Annotated in this window: 15 protein-coding genes; 7 read left to right on the forward strand and 8 right to left on the reverse strand. The window is 42.8% G+C overall.

Annotated elements, in window-relative coordinates:
* Nucleotides 1-13: 13 nt before the first annotated feature.
* The 3 genes from rfbD to MKY48_RS30680 form a co-directional block, all read right to left on the reverse strand.
* Nucleotides 14-856: a dTDP-4-dehydrorhamnose reductase gene (gene rfbD, locus MKY48_RS30670; protein WP_339291840.1), complete on the reverse strand. Its 843-nt coding sequence runs from the start codon at nt 854-856 to the stop codon at nt 14-16.
* A 1-nt stretch (nt 857) separates the two neighbouring features.
* On the reverse strand, nt 858-1,739 hold the full coding sequence (rfbA, locus tag MKY48_RS30675) for a glucose-1-phosphate thymidylyltransferase RfbA (RefSeq protein ID WP_339291841.1): 882 nt from the start codon (nt 1,737-1,739) through the stop codon (nt 858-860).
* A 62-nt stretch (nt 1,740-1,801) separates the two neighbouring features.
* Nucleotides 1,802-2,929, reverse strand: coding sequence for a DegT/DnrJ/EryC1/StrS family aminotransferase (locus tag MKY48_RS30680; RefSeq protein ID WP_339291842.1), 1,128 nt, complete (start codon nt 2,927-2,929; stop codon nt 1,802-1,804).
* Between the two features lie 262 nt (nt 2,930-3,191).
* On the opposite strand from MKY48_RS30680, the gene MKY48_RS30685 reads away from it, so the two are divergent.
* From MKY48_RS30685 to MKY48_RS30705, 5 genes are all read left to right on the forward strand, one after another.
* Nucleotides 3,192-5,651, forward strand: a complete 2,460-nt coding sequence (locus MKY48_RS30685) for an O-antigen ligase family protein (RefSeq protein ID WP_339291843.1) — start codon at nt 3,192-3,194, stop codon at nt 5,649-5,651.
* 269 nt (nt 5,652-5,920) lie between these two features.
* Complete coding sequence (locus MKY48_RS30690) at nt 5,921-7,453, forward strand: acyltransferase (RefSeq protein ID WP_339291844.1); 1,533 nt, start codon at nt 5,921-5,923, stop codon at nt 7,451-7,453.
* Between the two features lie 769 nt (nt 7,454-8,222).
* Nucleotides 8,223-9,161 carry an NAD-dependent epimerase/dehydratase family protein gene (locus MKY48_RS30695; protein ID WP_339291845.1) on the forward strand — a complete coding sequence of 313 codons (939 nt, stop codon included), beginning with the start codon at nt 8,223-8,225 and terminating at the stop codon, nt 9,159-9,161.
* Nucleotides 9,139-12,243: a glycosyltransferase gene (locus MKY48_RS30700; RefSeq protein WP_339291846.1), complete on the forward strand. Its 3,105-nt coding sequence runs from the start codon at nt 9,139-9,141 to the stop codon at nt 12,241-12,243. Before MKY48_RS30695 ends, MKY48_RS30700 begins: the two co-directional genes overlap by 23 nt.
* Nucleotides 12,244-12,270: 27 nt before the next feature.
* A complete protein-coding gene (locus tag MKY48_RS30705) occupies nt 12,271-13,770 on the forward strand; it encodes a methyltransferase domain-containing protein (RefSeq protein ID WP_339291847.1) in 1,500 nt (499 codons plus the stop codon).
* 419 nt (nt 13,771-14,189) lie between these two features.
* Here MKY48_RS30705 and galU read toward each other — a convergent pair whose 3' ends face one another.
* Together galU and MKY48_RS30715 are read right to left on the reverse strand one after the other, a co-directional pair.
* Complete coding sequence (gene galU / locus MKY48_RS30710) at nt 14,190-15,062, reverse strand: UTP--glucose-1-phosphate uridylyltransferase GalU (RefSeq protein ID WP_339291848.1); 873 nt, start codon at nt 15,060-15,062, stop codon at nt 14,190-14,192.
* Nucleotides 15,063-15,132: 70 nt separating this feature from the next.
* Nucleotides 15,133-15,264: a hypothetical protein gene (locus tag MKY48_RS30715; RefSeq protein WP_339291849.1), complete on the reverse strand. Its 132-nt coding sequence runs from the start codon at nt 15,262-15,264 to the stop codon at nt 15,133-15,135.
* Between the two features lie 207 nt (nt 15,265-15,471).
* Here MKY48_RS30715 and MKY48_RS30720 point away from each other — a divergent pair, with 207 nt between their 5' ends.
* On the forward strand, nt 15,472-16,518 hold the full coding sequence (locus tag MKY48_RS30720) for an acyltransferase family protein (RefSeq protein WP_339291850.1): 1,047 nt from the start codon (nt 15,472-15,474) through the stop codon (nt 16,516-16,518).
* 61 nt (nt 16,519-16,579) lie between these two features.
* Here MKY48_RS30720 and MKY48_RS30725 read toward each other — a convergent pair whose 3' ends face one another.
* Nucleotides 16,580-19,093, reverse strand: coding sequence for a DUF3656 domain-containing protein (locus MKY48_RS30725; RefSeq protein ID WP_339291851.1), 2,514 nt, complete (start codon nt 19,091-19,093; stop codon nt 16,580-16,582).
* Nucleotides 19,094-19,704: 611 nt separating this feature from the next.
* Nucleotides 19,705-20,802, reverse strand: a complete 1,098-nt coding sequence (locus MKY48_RS30730) for a DNA alkylation repair protein (RefSeq protein WP_339291852.1) — start codon at nt 20,800-20,802, stop codon at nt 19,705-19,707.
* A 532-nt stretch (nt 20,803-21,334) separates the two neighbouring features.
* Between MKY48_RS30730 and MKY48_RS30735 the strand changes: the two genes are divergently transcribed.
* Entirely contained in the window at nt 21,335-22,543 is a 1,209-nt protein-coding gene (locus tag MKY48_RS30735; RefSeq protein WP_339268403.1) for an MFS transporter, read from the forward strand.
* A gap of 338 nt (nt 22,544-22,881) precedes the next feature.
* On the opposite strand, the gene MKY48_RS30740 is transcribed toward MKY48_RS30735, so the two are convergent.
* The gene (locus MKY48_RS30740; RefSeq protein WP_339291853.1) at nt 22,882-24,837 is read right to left on the reverse strand and encodes a translation factor GTPase family protein; all 1,956 of its coding nucleotides are present in this window, start codon (nt 24,835-24,837) and stop codon (nt 22,882-22,884) included.
* Between the last annotated feature and the right edge of the window lie 57 nt (nt 24,838-24,894).

The following is a 24,894-nucleotide window of genomic DNA, read 5'->3' on the forward strand; positions in this document are numbered from 1 at the left end:
CTCCTCAAAAATTTCAACAATTAATTTTATTTACATAATCGAATAACGAGTCTTCCCAGTAAGGCATTTTATGACTCACACATGATTCTAACAAAGAGTTGCTCAATGCTGAGAATTTTGGCCTTCTGGCCTTAATTGGATAATCATTAGTTCGCACTGGAATCGCTTCTGCTTTTAGCTTCATCAAGCTCAGAATTCGCTTTGCGAATTCATATTTAGAACTATAACCATTACCGGAACAATGGTATAGTCCATACACTTCTTGATCTATTATTCGCACCAACTGCATTACTAAATCCGGTAAGTAAGTCGGGTTTCCTACTTGATCCTCTACAACAGATATGGTCTTTTGTTTTCTTGCTTGCTCAATTATAGAATTGAAGAAGTTTTTTCTTGGACTTCCATACAACCACGCAGTCCTTATAATGATATGCTTCTCACAAAGATGTTTAACGTGCTGTTCACCGTCTAACTTTGTTTGTCCATATATATTTATTGGTCTCGTTGGGTCATTTTCCTTATAAGGCACTTTTGCCTCTCCATCAAATACAAAATCAGAAGAAAAGTGAACCATGACAGCATCTAGGTGCTGCGAAACTTCAGCTATGTTTTTAGGGCCGATTACGTTCACATTCTTAGCAACATGCGGGTTTAATTCAGCATCATCGACAGAATTGTATGCTGCGCAATTCACGATAATATCAGGTTTGATACTATTCATGCATTCATATACAGACACGATATCAGTTACATCTAAATCTTTGGAATTATACCCATATATCTTATGTTGGAGTTGGAATTGTCTAATAACCTCTTGCCCTAATTGCCCTTGTGCACCAGTTACCATTATTCTCATCTTATGACCCTACAATTACTTCATTAAGCAAATTTTTCAGATATATACCATAGTTGGTCTTCAGTAAGGGTTGAGCTAATTTTAACAATTGTTCAGCGGTGATCCATTTATTTCTGAAAGCAATTTCCTCAATACAAGCTACATAGTTTCCCTGGCGTTTTTGAACAGCTGCTACAAAATTCGAAGCATCAAGCATTGAATCATGTGTCCCCGTATCTAACCACGCCATACCTCTCCCTAGTAACTCTACATTTAACATCTCTTCTTCCAGGTATAGGAGATTTAAGTCCGTGATTTCAAGTTCCCCTCGTCGAGATGGCTTTAAAGATTTAGCCTTTTCCGTAACCGACTTATCATAAAAATACAGACCTGGAACAGCAAAATTTGACTTTGGAATCTCTGGCTTTTCTTCTATTGAAATCACTTTTCCAATGTGATCAAATTCCACTACTCCATAGTCCTTAGGGTTCTGCACGTAATATCCAAAGATCGTTGCTCCATTAACAAGATTTGTTGCCTGTTTTAGACTACCCGTGAGACCGTGTCCCCAAAAAATATTATCACCGAGAACCATCGCAACTTGTTGATCAGCTATGAACTCTTCCCCAATAATGAAAGCTTCCGCAAGACCATTGGGAGATGGCTGGACAGCATATTGAAAGCTCATTCCTAATGCATCACCATCTCCAAAAAGTTCAGTAAATGCAGATATATCTCTTTCAGTGGAGATTATTAGTATTTCACGTATGCCAGCCAGCATTAATGTTGAAAGAGGATAGTAGATCATAGGTTTATCGTAAACTGGCACCATTTGTTTTGACATTGCTTTCGTTATTGGATACAGTCTAGTCCCGGATCCACCTGCTAATATAATCCCTTTCATTTCTGCCTCCTGGATACTATTATAAATTTTATTTAAAACTTAATTTAGATTAACTCAAAAAACTAAGTGTACTTAATTACTGTCTCACATATAAAATCTACATCTTGCTTAGTTAATTGTAGATGCATAGGCAATGAAATTATTTGTTCTGACAATTTGTGACTATTCGGACAAGTACCGTAAGCGTGTTTGTACATAGAATATTCAGTGTTATCTCTGTAATGAACTCCTGGATAAATACCACTTTCATTTAGTGCCAGCAATAACTCATCTCTGTTATCAACCGCTATGACATACAAATGTCTTGATGATTCACAATCGATAGCAACAGGTACTGGTTTTATTTTTGATGAGAATCCTTTGAAGTTTTGATCGTACCATTCTGCTAATTGTCGTCTATAGGAATTATCTCGGTCTAAATACTTCAATTGGACAAGCCCTATTGCGGCCATTATAGAATTACCGTGATATTTATAACCTACATATTCAACATCATATTTCCATTTATATGCACCCTTATCGTTTGCTCTGGCATATGTATCTTTATTTATTCCTAACCAAGTCAACTTACGACACAATTCATCCAATTCTGAACTTTGGAAACATATCATTCCTGAATCCGCAGTCGGAAGATTCTTTACCGCCTGGAAGGAATAAACGACAACATCCGCTTCTTTTCCAGGTATCTCTCCATTCACCCTTGTTCCAGCCATATGAGCTGCATCTAAAACAAGTTTCAAATTATACTTTTTGCATAATTCTACGATTTCTTTATATTTTCCTGTATTGCCTCCCAAACCAACAAACATGATTGCCTTTGTCTTAGGAGTGATTTTCTTTTCGACATCAATCGGATCTAGACATAGGTACTCATCTACATCTGCAAAAACAGGTGTAAGATTCTCATATACAATTGCGTGGTTAGTTGAAATAAAAGTTAACGGTGTTGTAATTACTTCGTCGTTATCATTCCAGTTATTTTCCATTTTCAGTATTTTTAACGCCAAACTTAAACCTACTGTAGCTGAATTAAGAAAATGTGCATTCGGAAGACCTGTGTATTCCTTCCATTTATTCTCGAATTCTACTGTTTTAAATCCCAGTCCTGTCCATCCCTTTTCAAGACACTCTCTAATTTCTTGTAAGCATTCCTCAACCTGAAATGTAGGGGTGAATAATTGAATTGCCACTTTAATCCCTCTCATCATTGTAAATTTATTCAATTATTTATATGTGCATACACGTGATGCCCAACATATCAACAAACTATTAATGATTGAAGATAAAGGCAACACATAACGTATCCAGTATACGAAAAAAAAAGCATGCCGTCGAGAAAACAGGTATCTACATAATTCTACTTCTTACGCCACGGTATTTATTTTAAAGTTTTTATCCCACCCTATATATGCTAAAATATTGTCGTATCTACAAGAAAAGGAGCTAATTACGTTGTCGAATCCAGTATACGGTAAAAAAGCCGCTGAGTCGAGGATAGAAGGAAAGAAGCCGGCTTTGTTTTGGGTCTTAGTATTAGGTATCATCTTGTTTCTGACATGGACACCTTTTCAGACAGGTCTATTCAATGGTCAAGAGCTTCAATTCGAGAAACCAATCTTCTGGGCTGCTATACTAGCAACTCTACTATTATTTCTTTGGATTGCACAATTTTATAAAAGTATCCAACTCAAGGATGAAAGAGATTGGCTTGCTGTGGGCGTGCTTTTATTACCTCTAACTTACATACTCTCACTCATCAGCGCTGCTTCTCATAGTCTCGCCATGAATATGATCATCATAAATTGCATTTATGCCATTATGTTCATCATTGGCTTGTACGTACTCCGTGACAAGTTAGGGAACCGAATCATTCAAAATACAATTATGGCAGTTGCATATCTTATTGTTGGTTTCGGTCTCCTGCATTGGTTTGGCCAAGGCCAGACTGCTGGAGCCATTGCAAAATGGTTTTCTAACACGGTCTTAAACGGTACATATACTCATGCTGTAATGACTGACTCTAACGGTCTTCGTCTGACTTCGGTGTTTCAATACGCGAATACTTATGCTGCTTTTCTCATGGCTTTCTTGTTTGCTGCGGTCTTTTTCGTTACGACATCAAGAAAATGGTATGGCCAAGCGTTCCATAGCTTCATGCTGGTACCCATCATTGTATCGTTGCTGTTAACATTGTCTCGTGGCGGTTTAGTCATGCTACCTGTTGTATTTGTTCTGCTGCTCCTATTCCTGAAACCGGCTAAACAATTATTGTGGATCCTGTACTGCGGTATAGCAGGTGTGACCTCTTTGATTATCTCTAAACCGATAACAGAGCTGGGATTGAGTTTAAATGAAGCCTTCAGCAGCAGTGGTGCCCTTAAGGGCTGGGGAATTTTGCTTGGTGCCTCCGCTGTTGTAGGACTTCTCGGGTGGGTTATACAAAGTTTTATCGCTCCTAAACTTGAACAGGCTGTAGGCCATTGGTCGGTGAAAAAAACCTCCAACTTATGGATTCCACTAGGTTCCGTTATAATTGGTGGCCTGCTGATCTTCCTGTTTATCGGCACCAACCTGAAAAATGTATTGCCACAAAACATAAGCGTCCGACTCGAAAATATTAACTTTAATCAGCACAGTGTTCTGGAACGTTTTACATTCTATAAAGATGCCATGAAGGTGCTGGCTGACTACCCTATCATCGGAGCCGGCGGGGGAGCATGGGCATCACTCTATGAGCAATACCAGAACAACCCGTATACAAGCCGTCAAGCGCATAACTTCTTTTTACAGTACTTGATCGAGGTCGGAATTGTCGGATTCGTGATCTTCATGTCGTTTATTCTGTATACTTTCTATAAGTATATCCGAGGTTATATCAAAGGCAGCGAAGAAGAACGAAATAGCCACTTCCTTTATCTCATCATCGTCCTTTCCATTTTGATTCATAGTATTTTGGACTTTAACATGAGTTATGTGTTCATGGGGATCCTTGTGTTCCTTGGACTCGGTGGCATGGCATCCGTAATGGACAGCAAACCAATGAAAAAATGGAATGTGCAAGACTCGACAGCAAGAAACATTTACACTGCTGTTGTAGGCCTTGCTTCTATTATTGTACTGATCACTTCTATACGCTATGTACAGGCTACTGAAGCCGGTATGGAGGCTCGCAGAATTGTCCAGGTTAGCACATCGTTTGAAGAAATTAAAGCACCGCTGGACAAAGATCTTAGCATTCGACCTAGCCATTCGGAATCCGTCCTTCTATTAAGCTCATTGTATCAATCGGTTTACCAACAGACTCAGGATGAAGACTTCTTCCAACTATCTACCACTCTCTTGAATAAAGCACTTGAAGACGAGCCCTATAATAAATCCATGCTGAATCGATTAATACAGAGTTATGAAATGATCCAACAACCAGAACAAGCTTATGAGATACTTGTAAATAATTCCTATAAATTCAAATGGGATATCAACTGGTTTGAACAGATCATCTATAAAGGGTATGACCTGGGAATGAAAGCCTTAGGGGAAGGGGATACTGCCGGAAAAGAGAAGTACTTTAATTTTGCAACAGAGGCCTTTGTTAAAGTACAAGAAGGTATTAAGCACTTAGCTACGTTACCGGAAGGACAACTACAAGGTAACCCCTTCGAGAACACACCCGACATGATCCTCCATGCAGGCAAAATGTACTTCATGATGAATCAACCGGAACAAGCATCAGAAGCGCTTAAGCTTGGCATACAAGAAGATCTCTCGCAGACAACCCAACAGGAGATTGTACGTTGGTATCTGGCAGCATTGCAAAAACAAAACATGAGTGATGATGCCCTTATGGAGAAACTAACCCAAATTGATCCGAATGCGAAGCAAAATGTTCAACAGCTATCGGATCTTCAATTCTAAATAAGTAAGGGACAGCTTACAATATAAAAACTTATACTATCCCCTCACGATAGACAGTTAAGAGAGAAGCGTAATAAACTTAACATTGTCGGTCGGGGGGATTCTTGTTATGTCAATTAACAGAGCACATGTCATTACTGTTTCGCAAATGTTTTAAATCGAGAATTTGAATAACGAAGCCTCCCATCTATTCTCAATTAGAAACATTCCAATGCAAATTCAATGACCCTATGGTCGAACATTTATAGAAAAAAGAAAAGAGGCTATTTATGATTACTTCACCACTAGGACCAAAGGTGCAAAACTATAATTATTCATTACAGATACTTCGAGGTATCGCAGCACTGATGGTAGTGATCTATCATGTAAAAGGTTATACCAACATCGTTGGAAATAACCCGGATACCTTAGTCAATTATATCCCCCAGATTTTCGGGTTAGGTGCTCCCCTGTTTTTTTGCATATCAGGTTTTGTGATGGCGATGTTGATTGAAAGCAACTACCCGAATTTTTTATATAGACGATTTCTTAGGATTTACCCTCCGTTCATAGTTGCAGCGATTCTGGTCATATTCGCAAAAGCTGCATTGCTAGGTGATGGTTCTTATAACAAATTAATACACGCTTTAACTTTATTGCCATTAGGAACAACACCTACATACCCTCTAAATGTAGAGTGGACCATGATATATGAAGTGCTCTTTTATATCGTTTGTTCCCTCTTTACATTGAAACATTGCAAAAGATTCTTCCTACTGTTCTTGGTTGTTTGGGGAATTGTAATTACTATAGCGCATAATGTCTTTGGAACACCCTCAAGCGAGTTGACAACAATTAAACTAATACCGTTTTCGACATATAATTATTTCTTTATAATAGGAGCAATTGTTTACTATATATCTAAATTTAAAAAGATTAATTCTGTAAAGATAAACTATACGATGATTTTTTTGTCAACGTCCACACTTTTGACGCTCTATTATGTGGTGTTAAAAAACTCCGTCTTGTTGATGAGGTTTAATTTTCTAATCTTTGCCGTTCTGTTTGGTTTTATAGTATATTTTGTCGTTAATATACAAGCAAAGAAGTCAACGTTTTTTGTAAAGTGTGGAAATTACTCATATGGTATCTATCTAATTCACGCACAAACCTTATATATTGTTCTTACCTTATGGGGTAGACAATTTCCAGTAAACGAATTAGCGAGTAGTCTCGCATTGATTATTACTCTCTTTGTTAGCTGGTATTTTGGAAAATTCGAATATACGCTTCACAAAAAACTAAAAGAATTCAAGGCTCCAACTATTACGAGAAAACAGATTATAGCAGCTGCTTCAGTCTGTATACTGCTAATTTCTTCCGTTTCCATTCAACGTGTAAATAGCATGAAGCCTAAGGAGATCGCAGTAACTCTCGACTCTACTTTCGATGCCACACAAGTGCTTGATGATAAGGTAAATGCTGGCTGGGTTGATACTATATCGGATATAGATGTATGGAAAAATCAAACTATTTCAATAACTGGCTGGGCAATTGATCCTTTTCTTACAACAAGAGCTTTAAGTGTGATTATGGTTTCTGAAGATAAAATCGTCCCAACTGAGTTAGAATGGTATGAGAGAAAGGCTCTTGCAGATATTTTAAAATCGGATTCCGTTATGATGTCAGGGTTTATACTTACTGCCAAGTCAAAACATTTTCATGATGGAGAAAACAATATAGACGTTTATGCAGTAACTGAAGACAACAAATATATCCGGTTACAAACAGAATCACCAGTGATCATTAACAAATCAAAATAACGTAATCGGCGGAGAGATGCGGACATCTCTCCTTTTTTGTTAAAAACAACAAAACCGCATAAACACTCAATATATCGATAAAGATCCATTTACAGCAGGATGAAAGTTATTACAATTTTCAACGTCACCGGAATTTCATTTTGCACCTAGAAATGGGGAGTCGCATTCCCTACAGTCTTAGTTTCCAACCGGCCCTCATCGAGTTCCGCATCGCCTCTTACACTCTGATAATTCGATTTCCCCAAATATTTCGCTGCAACTCCCCCCGTAGATAGAGTAGATGGACACAGCACAATGAAGTTGGCGCTGAAAGAGTTGGATTTTTTAAATTTGAGATGAAACAAAGAGTCGCAAAAGATAGCTGGCGATTTAAGGTTAAGTTCTTCATCTATGATTCCTTCACCATTCTCCTTAATTTATACTAATTTTTATGCTTTATGTTTTCTAGTTATTTGTTACTATATAAAGATATGATCAATTCCGTTCGATGAGACCATAATGATCTAATTACCCATAGTTCTATCAGTACTATTACATAAAAATAATGTTCTGTCCGGTCTATTCACCCTAAAATCATATTGTCAACTAAATTTTCTTTTTTTGGCTTTCATTGGAGTTTGATTGAATGACAATTTTAGTTTTTTACGTTTACTTTTGGAGATTTAATCCAATATAATTTATTTGCAAGGTATTATTTTGTCGGAAAACATATTATATTATCGGAAAATGGGAAAATATGATGGTCATCCAAGAATAATGGAGGGATACAGTGGCTAACCGAGCTCTAGTGATTGGTGGACAAGGCTTTATAGGTTTTAATGTAGTTATGTCATTATTTAACGATGGTTGGAACGTAAAGGTACTAGATCGAAATATAAATAGTAAGTTCAATGAGTTAAGCGTGAAAACTATTGTTGGACACGTACAAGATAAAGATACACTCAGATTGGCACTTAGAGATGTTGATGTCGTGTTTTATTTTATTTCTCATTCGCTTCCGAGTTCCAGTCGCGGTAATTTAAACTATGAACTGCAGAATTCACTTATTGCATTAGATAACGTTCTGGAGACAATGGTGGATTTAAATGTTAAGAAAATTGTATTCCCATCATCTGGCGGTACAGTATACGGTAACGTTGAAGATCAAAATGCAACTGAGTCGACCGAACTAAATCCGTTCTCTTCTTATGGGCAAGGTAAACTACTAAGTGAAGAGATCATAAAATTTTATAGTCGAGTTCACAATATCGAATATCTAATCCTCCGAATTTCAAATATTTACGGATGTCAGTTCTATAGAAAAGTAGAACAAGGAGCTGTAGATATTTTTATACAAAATATTTTAGACAATAAACCCATTACCATATGGAGCGGTGCTGAAAATGCTATAAGGGATTACATATTTATTGATGACTTTTGTGATGCATTAATCGCGCTGTTAAATCGAAGGAAATATGGAATTTACAATATTGGTACTGGCGAAGGCAAAAAATTGACTGATATCATAGAAGTAATTGAAAAAATATTGAAAAAGGAAGCAATAATTGTTCGTAATAATAATTATAGCGGGATTAGTAAAAATGTTCTAGATATATCAAAAATTATAAAAGATTGTGCATGGCAGCCTAAATTTAGCCTTGAAGAAGGAATTACAAAAACTATTAAAAGAAAAAAGGAAAATTACAATGAAATTTCAAGAATTTATTAACGACCAAAAGATATTTGACAACGGTTATGAAAATAATAGTCCCTTGGTTAGTATTGTTATGCCGACTTATTGTAGAATGGCAGAAGGCTTTCTTAAACGATGTATAGAGTCAGTATTGATCCAAACGTATACAAATTTCGAATTTATCATCGTTGACGACGGTTCAACTGATGGTTCCCAAGAACTAATAATTCAGTATGCGCAGAAGGATAAAAGAATAATTTATATTCGTCATGATATAAATTGCGGTTTGCCGGCTGTTAGAACAAATGAAGGCATTATGAAAGCAAGGGGCCAATATGTCGCTTTCATTTTTGATGATAATATATGGGATCCCCTTTTTTTGGAAACCCTATTAAATGAAATGCATTCAAATCCGGCCGATGTTCAATATTCTATAACAAAAATGAAAGTTGACGAAGATCAACATTTCCTTCTCGGTGAATGGCCTTTAACATTTGAGATTTTGTATCATTTGAATACTATTCCTAACGGCTCAGTCCTATGTAAAAGATCCTTCTTTGAACAATACGGATTATATGATCCTCATATTGGAATGCGACGTTTATGTGATTGGGATCTATGGTTTAGGGCAAAATTATTAGGGGCTTCCTTTAATTATGTAAACAAGATCCTTAGCACTGAACTTGGTCCCTCCTCTCCAGTTTCACTCGGGCTTTCAGTTAAAATGGATTATAAGCTGACGTATGCATATATGACTGATGAAAAAGTTATTTACGAAAGAACTAAAAAACTGTTGCCTAATACAATCGATCATTTTGATGTTTTTAATTTTAACGTATTATTGCCTTATTTGAAAAACTACGATGAGTATCTAAATGTAGAGAATATAGTATATAAACCTTTTTTTGAGGGCCACACCTATTATAGCAATGAAAATATTTTTAATAACAGGTTGTTTAGTGTAAATGATAACAATCAACTTTCTCCGTTTAAAAATGAATTAGGTCTACACCGCAAACTTAGGATTCTTTTAGTTTGTAATGTATATAACGACAAAATTGCCAAGTATAAAGATCTGTTACAACTGCAACATTCGAACTCTATTGTAATCACTTGTGGCGAATGGCAGCTATCATCATATTCACCAACCGATATAGACTTTCTCATAATGGTTGATTGCACAGGCCTCTTTATGACAGACTTCATACGCCAATACCAGGAACAAAACGTTCCTATTTTATATTTTATCTCGTATGGACTTCAAAGGAATAGCTTGACGAATGTACTTGACTACAATCAACTTGAATGTGTTCAAAATGTCTTTAAAAAGGATTTGTACTTTCCTAAACTGGGCCTTCCATGGAATGACACCCAGCTTCAAGCTGCTATACAACTAATGGACTTATCAGATCTTGTAGTTAACTTCTCAGATTGTGACGATAACTTTATAAAAACTACCTCAAGAAAATTGCAATTACAAGAAGTCGATTTTAGCAAATACATCATACAAACTGGCCAATTACTAAAAAATATTAATAATAAAAGGTGTTTTATATTTTTAAACTCCTCTATGATTTCTGGTTCGGAAATTTATGGTGTGCAAATCGGAAAAATGTTGCATAGTGTCGGCATCGATGTTCAAATCTGCGTTCCGGATGAAAAAAACTACGGTGATGATGAAAACGATGATACCATAAACAAATACATTCAAGATCTGGGTTTAAAGCCTATAATAAAGGCGCCATACAATTCAAGAAACAGAGATAATGTTTATTTAGAATCCTTACTTAATTGGGTATCTACTCAAGAGATCGGATTAATAGTATGCAGCAGCTACATTGATGATATCGTTTCGGTAGCTTCAACGTTGGATATACATTCCGTTTTTGCATTATTTCAACCTACGGGATATCGTTCAGAGAAAATTAAGGAGTTGAAAAATGCAGCAAGCTGTATTATTTCTGATTCAGACTGGGCAGCAAAACTTTACAATAAAGCTTTCGACTTAACAGCTATAAAAATCCCAACTATAGTCAATAATCAATCATTAGTTAAAATTAAAAAAGATGCCCAAACGATATCCATCGCAATAGGTGGCACACTACAAAAGAGGAAACGTCAATTAGAAGCTGTGAAAGCATGTCATTTACTTATTAGACAAGGATATAACATAGAACTCAATATATACGGTTATAAACTTCAAATGCTTACTTCGTATGTAGAAGACATACAAACTTATATAGAAAATAATGAATTGAACGAGAAAATCAGATTACATGGGCTTGTACCCATGGATGAAATAGTCTCCAATAATGATATTATACTGTCAACTTCAGTTGATGAAAGTATTCCTCAAACCTTGTTAATATGTGCCGCTGGTGGATTGATTCCAGTTGCTTGTCCCGCAGGAGGGATTCCAGAGTTCATAATTGATGGAGTAACTGGTTACTTGACTAAAGATTTTGACACAACGAATATATATGAAACACTTCAGAAGGCTATAGAAAATAAAGAAAACTGGCTTGAAATATCAGATAATATAAAAGATTTGATTGACAAAGCATACAGCTTTGATGTAGTGAGAAGTAAACTACTGGGACATCTTATATTAAAAACTAGTACACCAAAACATATGTATAATTTCAATACTTCCTCTACAAACTATGATCTTATACAAGAGGTTAATCATTCACTTACTCCAAGAATTATAGATGTTAATTCCATTAGTTTCTCTAGGCCAATTACAAAATTGAAAAAGTACAAATTTAATTGTACTCTAAATCAACTAAGTGCAATTGGCATAATTTTCGGCACTTTAAACGAAAAAGCTTATGCTGGAACAATTCAAATGGCTTTATTTTCGAAAGGAAGAAAATTGAGAGATTCCGTAATAGATATTAGCACTATCAGATTCAACAACTGGAATTATTTCAAGTTTGAGCCTCTTTTAAATTGTTTAGGAAATGAATTTACGATCGAACTATCTTTCAAATGCGAGTACAAAGGTATTGGAACATTTGAAAACAAACATAGAAGAAATTATTTATACAAATTATTAAACCGACTAAATATTTACTTACCGATTGTGGATTTGCTTTATATTGACCTAAAAGAATGATTTAGCTAAACGCTGGAGGGTAAATGAATGGAAAATTTAGTCAAAGTCGACTTAGGATGTGGACACAGAAAAACGGAAGGATATCTCGGGATAGATCGTTTCGATCTTCCTGGAGTTGACATCGTAGCAGACTTGAATAAAGGGATCCCTCTTGAAGATAATTCGGTTGATATTATGCTATGTTCACATGCATTAGAACATTTTGATAATATTTACTTTATTACGGAGGAAATTCACCGTGTTTGTAAGCATAAGTCTCTAATTTATGTATTAGCACCCTATCATATGGAAACTGTTAATTTTGCCAATTTCTATCATAAACAGGTATTTAATGAGTCTACTTTTCGTTTTTTTGCAGCACCGGATTCTACCTCTTCGATAGATAAAAGGGATTATTATAATCCACATGCTTTTATTTGGGGATTAGGCACAAGTGATAATAGCCAACTAACTATAAACATACACACCGTTAGCATAGAATACTTTTATTTTCCTGATTATATTGACTTATCTGAAGAAGAAAAACGTAATGCACGTAGATCACTCCAAAATGTATGTGATCAAATATACTATATATTAGCAGTTAATAAAGAAGGTACACCCTTTACTTTGGATGAAATTGAAGAATTAAAAAAACTTGCAGACGAAAATGAACCCACTATTATTAAGGAAGTACGTAATAGAGAAATTAATCCCGATATGGGAACTTCAATTCTATCAGATATAAAAAGATGGAATACCAAGCTTGAAAAAAAAATTGACGACAACAGGAAAGATGCTCTTGATGATGTTAAAGAAACTAAAAATTTGATAATTCAAACAGCAGAAATGTTACGAGAGTTACAAGGGAAAGTTCATCAAATTGAAAAGCATGAAATAGAAAAAATTAGTACCTTGATAATTCAATCAGAAAAGCAACTACATCAGCTGGAAAACAAAGTCGATGAAGTTGATAATATTAAGCAAAAGTACGATGATACAATAATGTTACTCCACAAGATGTCATTGGAAAACAATAGTTTAGCCTCAATAGTTCTTGAATTAATGAAGGATAGGGAATCTCCTGCCTTCAAATTTGGTACCCAAAAGTTATTTAGAAAAGGGCATGATCTATATAATGCTTTATCTAAAAACCATCTTAAATTCTTGGATGGCCTTATACTTCAAAATAAATGTTATATGAAAACCTCAATACTAAGAGTGTCAAATACTATTCCCTACAATGAATATGTAGAGTACTCTATATACGGGGTTGGTAATAAGATTCATTATTTCCTATTCGCAAATCTCGGTGCTAATATATTTTCGGAAATTGTCTATGGAGGTAACATTATCCATCAAACAAGTTTTGCTGTAACCCACGAAGGTATGCATGTTTTGGAATTAAATAATCAAATAAATGGTGAAGTATTACTCAGATTTCGTGTTTGCGATAATTACAGCATAGTTAGACTATTGGAAATTAGTAATCGTAAACTTATGTTATTGTCTAAAATAAGTTTGGCTGCATATATTACCATTAGCTAATATGAGATTGTAGGAATACACCGAGCTTTGATTGGACGATCCGGATTACGAAAGGGTTCATCATCACTCATACGGCAGCGAATGATAACCGACTAGAACAAGCCTACTAAAAAGGCGAAAGAGAGCTTTGATATACAAACCAAGTTACATGAATCTTTTAACGTAGAAAAACCGATCAGAGTCATTCCGGATGAGAGAGGTATGGAATAAGACCTCATAACCCTGAATAGCCACATAACCAACTCTAAATATTTCTTTTCACAATGAGGACCACTCTCAATACAACTCGGCGACCGTTTCCTGTTAAAGTTATGGAAAGGTCGCCGTGTAATTTAATTTCCTCTTTTCTTTTACTTGATTGAATATAAATCAACCTCTACCCAACTGTCCCGTTTTTCTTATGTGTTATGAAATTGCCTCTACTGCACCTTTGCCAAAACCCCACTCAAATAAGCAATCAAATCATCTCTCAAATCTTCCCGCTGCAGTGCATAATGAATGCTGGTTTCAATAAAACCTAACTTCTCGCCGACATCATGGCGCATCCCGTCAAAATGATACGCATGGATCGGGCTCCGATGAGCTAAGGTGGAGAGCGCATCGGTCAGTTGGATCTCCCCGTTCTTTCCAACCTCCTGATTCTCCAGCAAATCGAAGATATCCGGCGGCAAAATATAGCGGCCCATGATGGCCAGGTTGGAAGGCGCCTCGGCACGGGAGGGCTTCTCTACCAATCTTGATGTTTCATAGATTCGTTCTGATTTCTGAAGTCCATCTACGATCCCGTAACGGTCCACTTCGTCCCAATCAACTGGCTGTACGCCAACTATGGCAGATCGGTAGATGTCGTAGACTTTCATCATCTGTTTTAGGCAAGGGACTTCCGACTCCACGATATCGTCGCCTAGCAGCACGGCAAACGGCTCGTCCCCGATGAATTTGCGTGCGCACCAAATGGCATGACCCAGCCCCTTAGGCTCCTTTTGACGGATATAATGGATATCTGCCATGTTGGAGGGCTTACGCACTTCTTCAAGGAGGTTCCATTTCCCTTTCTCAGCTAGGTTATGTTCCAGCTCAAATGATGAATCAAAATGATCCTCAATCGCCCGCTTTCCCTTACCCGTCACAATGATAATGTCCTCGATGCCGGAAGCGACCGCTTCCTCGATGATGTATTGTATGGTCGGCTTGTCCACAATAGGTAGCATCTCTTTCGGCATCGCTTTCGTGGCCGGCAGGAACCGCGTACCAAGTCCAGCGGCCGGTATGATCGCTTTTCGAATGTTCATCCTATCTTCTCCATTCCCGTAGGTCTCCCATATTGATGACATTGTATCATGAGTCCGGCTAACCCATCGATTAAAATCGGTTTTTGTCAAAGGCAGGCGGCTTCAGCGTAAAGGCCGAGAATGATTCGTTGTAGTCGGTAAAAACGCTCGGCAGGGAGCACAGCAGCAGGAAAGCTATGCCCCTTTGTATGGTCGTGGTCATGCTAAATATCTCCAATCTTATGTCGTATTTCGAGCAACTCAGAATGACTCCCTCGGTCTTTTATCGGTTGCCGGCACAGCTTTCACAAGCCGAATCCGATAACTCAAGATAACTAAATCCAGTTTTATCCATGGAAACGACAAGACCCCTCAGATATACTAGTACGAAACTTCGATGGACTACAAAGCCAAAGGAGCTGGTTACCTGATGAAAGAGAGAGATGCCTATTTCGATAACCTCAAATTCATACTGATCCTGTTGGTGGTTGTAGGGCATCTCATCGAGCCGTTTAACGGTGAAGCAGCGATGGGAGCGATCTATCAGTTCATTTACTCGTTTCATATGCCGCTGTTTATTTTTGCGGCCGGTTATTTCGCCAAGTGCATTCAATCCCCCAAACAATACGTCGGCCTGCTGTCGGGACTGGTCGTGCCGTATTTCATATTCGAGACGCTCTATACCCTGTTCGACTATTATATGCAAGACTTGGATCGGCTCGATTTCACGTACTTTTACCCCAACTGGATCCTGTGGTTCCTGTTCAGCATGATGCTGTGGAAAATGCTTCTGCCGTATCTGCTGATGCTCAAATACCCGCTAGTTGTCTGTTTCGCGATGTCCATCATGCTCGGGTACTCGATCGATGTCGACTATTACGCGAGCATTTCACGCACGCTGTACTTCCTGCCTTTTTTTCTCATCGGATATATTTTCAAAAGGGAATGGCTGGATGCCATCAAGGCCCGGCCATTTCAACTGCTATCGATCATCCTGCTCCTCGCCGGATTTGTCTTGCTGTACGTCATATCGCCGATCCTGCCAACTAACTGGTTCTACGGAGCGATGCCTTACCTGGAGTTCGGTTTGGACTCGTGGTATGCAGGCTTCTACCGTATGATCACCTACGCGTTCACCGTCATCATGGGACTATGCGTCCTCTCCCTCATTCCGAGGTGGGATACGCCCTTCACCGACCGTGGGGTTAATACCATGTACGTCTTTTTGCTTCACGGGTTCATCGTCAAAACGATGCAGCATCTGAGCTGGTTCGAAGCGTTCTGGTCCACGGGAAGCAAGCTGCTGCTGATCCTGTTCGGCGCCCTCTTGACCTGGCTCCTATCCTCATCCTGGATCAAACGCGGCTTCGGGTGGATCGTCGAGCCGAACGTCGGGTTTCTATTCCATTATCGATCCAAGCACCGCCAAGAACGCGTTGAATCGAAGCATTCCGATGCAAAAAGGAGTGATGCCTAATCTGGCATCACCCCTTCATATTAATTAAATCGCTCGGTATATACGCAATACACGTGCATCCTTACTTCACCAACTGCCCCCGCGTAACCCCAAGCTGGTTAGTAGCCTTCAGCTTCTTCCACACCTGGGTTCCGCTGATCTCGCCGCGCAAGGCGCGGTTGTAGAGATCGATGACCTCATGGACTTGTTCCGGTGTTTCCTCGAGGAACTCCACGCGGTAGCTGGATACGCCCAGCTCCATGAAGTTCGCCAGGTACTCGGCGCCGGATTGTTCGATGGCATTGTACACGGTGTTACGGCAGCCTTCGTCGACCCGAACCGGATGGGACATGCCAATCCGGTCCTGTAGGGACACACGGCTCTCTTCGCACGGACGACCGCAGTTCGTGAAGTCCGTTCCTTCGCTCAGGAACGTACAGTACACACAGTGCTCCGTATGGAACATCGGCAGATGCTGATGGATGACGATCTCCATCTTGGACGTGTCGGCCTTGCCGAGAAGATCCACCATCTGCTGGATGTTCAGGTCATAGGAAGGCGTGACGGTGTCGCATCCGGCTTCGACGAACAGGTCAACCGCCTTGTGGTTGGCAATGTTCAGGGAGAAGTCGCCGATCAACCGGGGATGCTTCGCCCCCGGGTTCTCCATCCGGTGGCGCAGGTAGAAATACAGCGCACCGGTGTTGCGCACCAGCACGGCGTCCGGCTGGAGGCGCAGGATGTTGTTGTGGTAGCCGTTCTCGCCCGGCATGTGAATGCGCGGCGTTGCCAGCGCAATCTGCTTGCCGGCTGCACGCACGGCTTCCACCGCTGCCGGGAACTGCTTGATGAACTCGAAGTCGGCGTAGATCATCTCGACGCCGGCCTCAAGCGCAGCCTCAACCTGCGGGAGGCTGCGGCACAGCGCGGTGAGCTTCGCCTCACCGCGAGCCACGGGCGCTGCGGGCACAGCCGCATCGCCATACACCGACACCGCCCGTTTCACGTACACGGGCGGCTTCGGCCGCTCGCCGGCGAGCAGCTCCACCGCACGGCGGCGGATGCTGTTGAGCTCGCGAATCGGCACGATGACGTCGCCGTACAGGTCGACGTCAAGTACCTCAAGCTGGAACACCGTTCCGCCCAGGCGGCCAAGCTGCTCCTCCAGGATCTCCTGGCTGAGCGGCCGCTTCTGGGCAATCTCTAGTTCCAGCTCCGAATCCACCTGGACCGTCGTGCCCTTCTGCACATCGGTCCACCAGGTCGACAGCGGCTGTCCGGGGCGGCCGCTGACACGCACATGTACCGGGAATACCCGGTACGGCTTCTCCGTCTCGTACGTCTGACGGAGGCGCTTATCCAGCGCTGGATCGTTTGTCTTCCAGATCCGGTCGCCAACGTGCAGCTTGCGCAGGTCCACGTCGCTCCGGCCGGGAACGATATCGACGATCCAGCCTTCTTGCGCTTCACCCTCCAGCTTGACGCCTTTGCGGCGGACGTCGTAGACGCGACCGCCTTCTTCTTTTTTCGTTGGGTCGCCTGCATCGAACACGATACCGTCCCCGCGCTTCAGCGGTGCATCCAGCTTGCAGACGACACCATCGCGCAGAATCTGTTCCACCCGGCCGAGATACACGCCACGGCTTTTCGGGAACGTACCCTCGACCAGCTTTTTATTGTTCGTTCCATCCAGGAAGCCATGGGTGAAGCCGCGGGAGAAGCTCTGCTGCAGCTCACGAACCTCTTCCTTGCTCGGTCTCGCATCTTCGCCGTCAAAATACCGGTCGATCGCCTTCCGGTACTTGCTCACGACGTTAGCCACGTATTCCGGACTCTTCAACCGGCCCTCAATTTTGAACGAGGTCACACCCGCTTCAATCAGCTCGGGCATCAAATCGATCGCGGCCAGATCTTTTGGCGAGAGCAAGTAGGCGACGTCGCCCATCGGCTTCTGCTCGCCATCCACGATCAGATCGTACGGCAGACGGCAGGCCTGCGCGCACTCTCCGCGGTTGGCGGAGCGGCCGCCCCACATTTCGGAAGTCAGGCATTGGCCCGAGTAGGATACGCACAATGCACCATGCACGAATACTTCCATTGGAAGCTTCGCCTGCTCCCCGATCTTCTGGATTTGCTTCAGATTGTTCTCGCGTCCCAGTACGACTCGTTCCATATTAAACGGCTTCGTGAATTCAACGGCCTCCGGCGACGTAATCGTCATCTGCGTAGAACCGTGGATCGGGAAGTCCGGGGAAATCTCGCGAATCATTTTCACCAGACCCAAATCCTGCACGATCACCGCATCCACGCCCGCATCCACGCATGCATCAATCAGCTCCTTGGCATCCTCCAGCTCGTTCTCGAACACCAGAATATTGAAGGTCAGAAATCCCTTAACCCCATAACTGTGCAAAAAGGCCATAATTTCGGACAGCTCATCCATCCGGAAATTGTTCGCTCGTGCGCGCGCATTAAATTTCTCGACCCCAAAAAAGATCGCATCCGCCCCGTTAGCCACCGCAGCCCGCATGCAATCCCAATCCCCTGCAGGGGCCAGCAACTCCACGTCTTCTCTTCGTAGTGCTTTCGTGTCCATCTATATCCTCCCAGGCCGGTTCAAGCCGGCGTGCTGTGTACTACTATTCTTTCATTGAAACCTGCAAGCCATACTCTATTTTCATAGAACAGGGCATCCGACATCTATATCAATTGATTTTGTAAATACTTTGAAAGCTTTTCAACTTATCTAGTTTACCAAAAGTCCGGCTTCTCTTCTACCTGCTAACTTGATTTCCACACTTTTGATAGTGTTGCCATAATCCGCATACCACCCTGTTTCGTAGAAACAAAAACAAGCCCTCCCAATCGGAAGGCTTGCCACACATCATCCGCAGCGGATACTACCGGTGGATGATCATCCATACGCAGCCAGTGTGCTTATCTCTTTTCTTAATATAAGAGATTACCTTCCCTTTCCTTTACCAGGGATTTGCATTTCGATCTCCGAATCCTTTAGTCAGAGCCTCCTTAACATCTTAGCGGATGGCAGCCATCCAAGCATGCCCCGAACCACACACCGTGCGCATTGGGAGCAAGTGCGCACGATGTACAAAACTTGGGAACGGAACCGCCCCAATCCGTCTACTGGTTCCAGGGTTCCTTTACCACAGGTTTGCCGGTGCACGTCCTGCACCACGCGTCCTACTCCTACTCCGCACCCTCCAGCACAAAATCCATGCTCGCTAAACGCTTGCCATTCACGACAATGTGAAGACGATGATCGCCAGAGTAGAAACGGCGGGTGGAGATTGGTTTAAACGATTGCTTCTTCTCCACCTTCCAGCTTCCCGGCGCATAGATCTTGTCCGAGCATTTATAACGTTTCGGCGCAAGCTTGCCGTTTGCCTTCATATAATCGATCTCGTAATCGATGCGGAGCGTCATCGGATTGCCGGTTTCGTTAACCACTTGAAAGGCAAACTCCAGATCGTCCCCCATCGCAATCACGGAACGTTTAATGCGCAGCTCACGCACCTCAAGTCCTTCCAGCTCTTCAAGCTCCTCATACCCGAAAATGGCCAGTGCCCGAATATCTCCCTTCCGCAGCAGCGAACGCAGCGCATGCCGCACGATCCAATCCGTTAACGGATATTTGCCATACCATTTGGCGGCAATCTCAAGCACAAGGTCCGGGTGATCCTTAGAGATATCATTCAGGTGATTGGCAACGCTTTTTCTAACGTATAAGGAAGGATCCTCTTTCAACTGCTCCAGGATCGGCAGAGCCGGACGCGGATCCTTAATCAGGGCCGGCAGCTGCGGCGCCCAAGGCAAGCGTGGTCTGCAGCCTTCACTCGCCAATCTGCGCAGATGCTCGTCATCGGACTGTGCCCATGTCATCATCTGTGTCAGCATCTGTTCCTGATCCTGGATGATAAACGGCCGAACGGCAAACTCCGCCGTAGAAGAATGCGTGAATACCGCCAAAGCCTCCATCGATGTCTCCAGATCCTCCATCCCATTAACCTCTACATAATCCGGAAAGAACACATATTCCACGCCTCTAAAATGCGGGGCTACCTGCTTCAGGATCCCAATGGCTTCCGGGTAAGAAGCAGGCAGCGTATCCGTTAAGGCTAGCGTAATATGCCGGATGCGCTGCTTGAACTCCTCCTGTGCCCAGTCTTCATCATGAATCAGCTCCATGAACCGGTTCGCATCGAATGCCGGATAAGTCTCCTTCAACCGGTCGGTCACTTGCTGGAACAACGTATTTGAATATAGATCCTTCAGCGTTTCTCTCATAACAGATCTCCCCAAAAAAATAATTTTTACGATATTTTATCCACGTCTAATGGAATCCTGAAAGCCCTTTATTCATGCGTTAACCTAGCGGTTCCAACCCATCTCCAAAAGAGCCGCCGACCGCTATAACCCCGCTTTCCGCCTCTTCCCAATCCAAAACATGTGGTGTAGGATGAAGTTGCACGCCTTTCGCTTTAGTGCGGTAGTCTGGTTGATTCCAGTTTGCCAAATGGGGGGCGTTTTGCTTTATCCAAATCCGACCTCCCAACGCTGGGATGCCTGAAGATGAATAGTTGGGTTAGTCCATGAACAACTTTCTTATCTCTAAAGAAAAACGTCTATCGACGTACTTTCACAGATGACAGACCCCATTTAGAGAAAGTTTTTCTTTCGAGATAAGGGCAGTAAGCCTCGAAGTTTATGCTTTTGTTATCTCTAAAAAATGTAATACATACATCATTACCCCATTTAAAAGACAGGAGGCGAAGCTCGAAGGATTACAACAAATCGCACATCAGGAGATGAAGAAGACATGGAAAGTTGGAAAAAGAACTTATGGATATTATGGTTCGGCTCATTTATCGTTTCATCAAGCTTCTCGATGGTCATACCATTTCTCCCGCTTTTTCTGATTGAGCTCGGCGTTACCAAGCATACGGAAATGTGGTCGGGACTGCTGTTCAGTTCCGCTTTTTTTGCGGGTGCCTTGTCCTCTCCCTTCTGGGGTGCCGTCGGCGATAAATATGGACGCAAACCGATGATTATCCGCGCGGGGCTGGTGCTCTTTGTCATCTATATTCTGATGGCATTCGTCACGAATGAGTATCAGGTGTTGGTTCTCCGCCTGCTGCAAGGCCTTCTCTCCGGCTTTATCCCGGGTGCAATCGCGATTGTAGGCACCAACACCCCTGAGAAAAAAGTCGGCTACGCACTCTCCATGATGTCCACGGCAACCGCAACCGGCGGCATCATGGGCCCGATGATCGGAGGCACCCTGGCCTCCCTGTTCAGCAACCGAATGGCATTCGGATTGGCAGGGATGCTGTGCTTCGCAGCCACGCTGCTCGTCATATTCTGGGTCAAAGAGGAAAAATTCGTACCCAGCAAAGAGCGTGTCTCCGTCATGAACACGTTTAAGGTCGCCGGACATAACAAAGCGCTGATGACAGTGCTTATGCTTACGGTGCTGACGCAGTTCTCCGTCATGACAATTGAGCCGGTACTACCGCTGTATATCGCTCAGATCGGCGGTTCTTCATCACATACCTCGATGATTGCCGGCTTTGTGTTCTCCATCGTCGGGATCGCCAGCATCCTGTTTGCGGCCCGCTGGGGACGCCTGGCTGATAAAATCGGGTTTCAAAAGGTGCTGCTGATCGGTCTGCTCGCCGGCGGAATCGGATCGCTCGCCCAGATCCTGTTCAGCAACATTTGGGCATTCTCGGCCATCCGCTTTGCTTACGGCGCGTTCTTCTGTGCCGTATTCCCTGCTCTCAACGGCCTTGTCGTCAAACATACGCCAAGTGAATTCCGCGGACGTGCGTTTAGCCTTAACCAGACAGCCAATCAAATCGGCGGGATGGCCGGGCCGCTCGCGGGCGGCATGATCAGCGGCATCTTTAACATCCATTCGGTATTCTTGATGACTGGCGTCTTAATGCTGATTACGACCGCCATTACTTATTGGACAATGCGGCCATCGCGCCTGCAGCCTGTAGAAAAGGGATCCCTCTCGTCATAATGGCTTTAAGCTGTGCGCACGCGTGATGATTTCATAACGCGCGTGCGTAACTCATTACGGAAATAAACTGGATCATCGGGGGGCTTGTTTAGTTCAACATCGTTAACTCATAATCGCTCGATTGTCTACGTACTTCATTACATAGTTAATGTCATTGATATTTAATCCTGCTGATAACCACTTCGTTACGCATGATTGACTTCACAGCATACTGCCTCGCTACACATCATTCAATTCATTGCTGCACCATTCACTTGTCAACGATGTTAAATCCAACGACTCCCTCACGACCACGAAACATCTTGCCTAACCACCTATCGCTTCCGCAACATCAAGCATTAGATATGCATATGACGGTCCGCTTCATCCCATGGCACCGCATAACCGCTTCCCTTCGCACAGAATATCGAAGAGGAGCTGTATTCCGGGTCCGCATTTTTATCGTATCCTTTACGTTCAATGACTTCAGCCTCGTTATGACACCGGCCATATCCCCCGTAAACCAGGGATATCGTACCTCTTCCCTTGGTGTAGGCGGCTAATTCCATGCTGTAATTCATCATGGTCGATACGGGAGCCGATCCCGTGACCGTCACCTTGTTTCCCGCTGTTTCCGGCGGCTCGAAGCTTGCCTTCGCCTGGGTCAGATCCGACATTAACCGTCCGATATACTCGGCATCCACCTTCACCTTGAAATGATAGTAAGGCTCCAGGAGCATATTGGTTGTCTTCTCCAGCCCTTGGCGTAATGCACGGTAGGTGGCTTCCCTAAAATCCCCGCCATGCGTATGCTTGTTGTGCGCCCGTCCTTTTAGCAGGGTAATCTGGATGTCCGTGATGGGAGAGCCAGTAAGCAGCCCGTGATGATCCCTCTCCCCAACATGCTGGGCGACCAGATGCTGATAATTGATCGGAAGCACATCAGGATGGCAAGCATTGGCGAATATGATGCCGCTGTTGCGCTCTCCAGGCTCCAGCCGGAGGTGCACCTCCGCGTAATGCTTCAACGGTTCGAAATGACCACAGCCCACAACGTCTTCCGTTATGGTTTCTTTATATAAAATCTCCGGTTCACCGAAGGTGATCCGGTAACCAAACCGCTCAAACACGATTCGTTCCAGCACTTCAAGCTGAATGATACCCATCACATGGATATGGATCGCCTGAGCGAACTCATCCCACTGCACAGACAGAGAAGGATCCTCCGCATCCAGCAGACGGAATTCGCGCAGCATATCCTTGGGATGAATCGAGGATTCGAATTGCACCTTCGACTTCAGAGTCGGTACAAGCTCATATACCGTCCGGCCACTCAGAGTCCCAAGTCCGTCGCCCGCCGCAGCTGAAGAAATACCCGTAACGACAAACAGATCACCCGCATGCACCTGATCGACATTCGTCACGCGTCCCCCATTGATCAAACGGATATGCGTCACCTTCTCCGTGATCGTCTCCGTTCCAGCAAAATAAGTCATCTCATCGCGCACCCGCAGCGTTCCACCCATGGCTTTGATATACGTCAGCCTGGCTCCCTGTTCATCATGACGAATCTTATATACCCTTCCGGCAAAATCAGCCCCGGCATCATAGTCCGTAACTGTCAGCAGATCCAGCTGATGCAAGAAATGGGACACGCCCACGTATTGCAGAGCTGATCCGCTGAAGCAGGGGAATAGCTGCCCTTTCCTTATCATCTCGGTCATCGTATCCAGCCACTGAGAAACCTCATATCCTTGTTCCATATAGAGCCCCAGCAGCTTCTCGTCCCGCTCCGCGATAGCCTCAATAAGCGAGGACTGCATCACGCCTTCGTGCAGCACATCCTCCTCCGTGATCATGCAGACCTCTTCAGTAAGCTCACTCCGAATCTCTGCAAACACACGCGTCACATCCGCGCCTTCCCGGTCGATTTTATTAATAAACAAAAACGTAGGGACGCCATGCTTACGCAATAACTGCCATACCGTCTCCGTATGCCCTTCGACACCTTCCACGGCACTTATGACGACGACGGCGGCATCCATGACCTGAATGGCCCGCTCCATCTCCGGCGAGAAATCGACGTGACCCGGCGTATCGATTAAATAATAAGTGCAGCCGTTAAAATGCATGGTGGCCTGATCGGCAAATACGGTGATACCCCGTTCTTTTTCAATGTCATGTCGATCAAGAAAAGCACTCTGATGATCTACGCGACCGCGTTCCTGAATCGTATCGGTCATATATAACAACTGCTCCGCCAACGTGGTTTTGCCTGCATCCACATGGGCGAACATGCCTATCGTTTTTTTCATCCGCTTATTCCCTCTTCTGCAAGCCGGTTTATTTACATATCCATTGCTCTCACAATT

This window comes from Paenibacillus sp. FSL W8-0187, assembly GCF_037969755.1.
Classification (GTDB): domain Bacteria; phylum Bacillota; class Bacilli; order Paenibacillales; family Paenibacillaceae; genus Paenibacillus_AQ.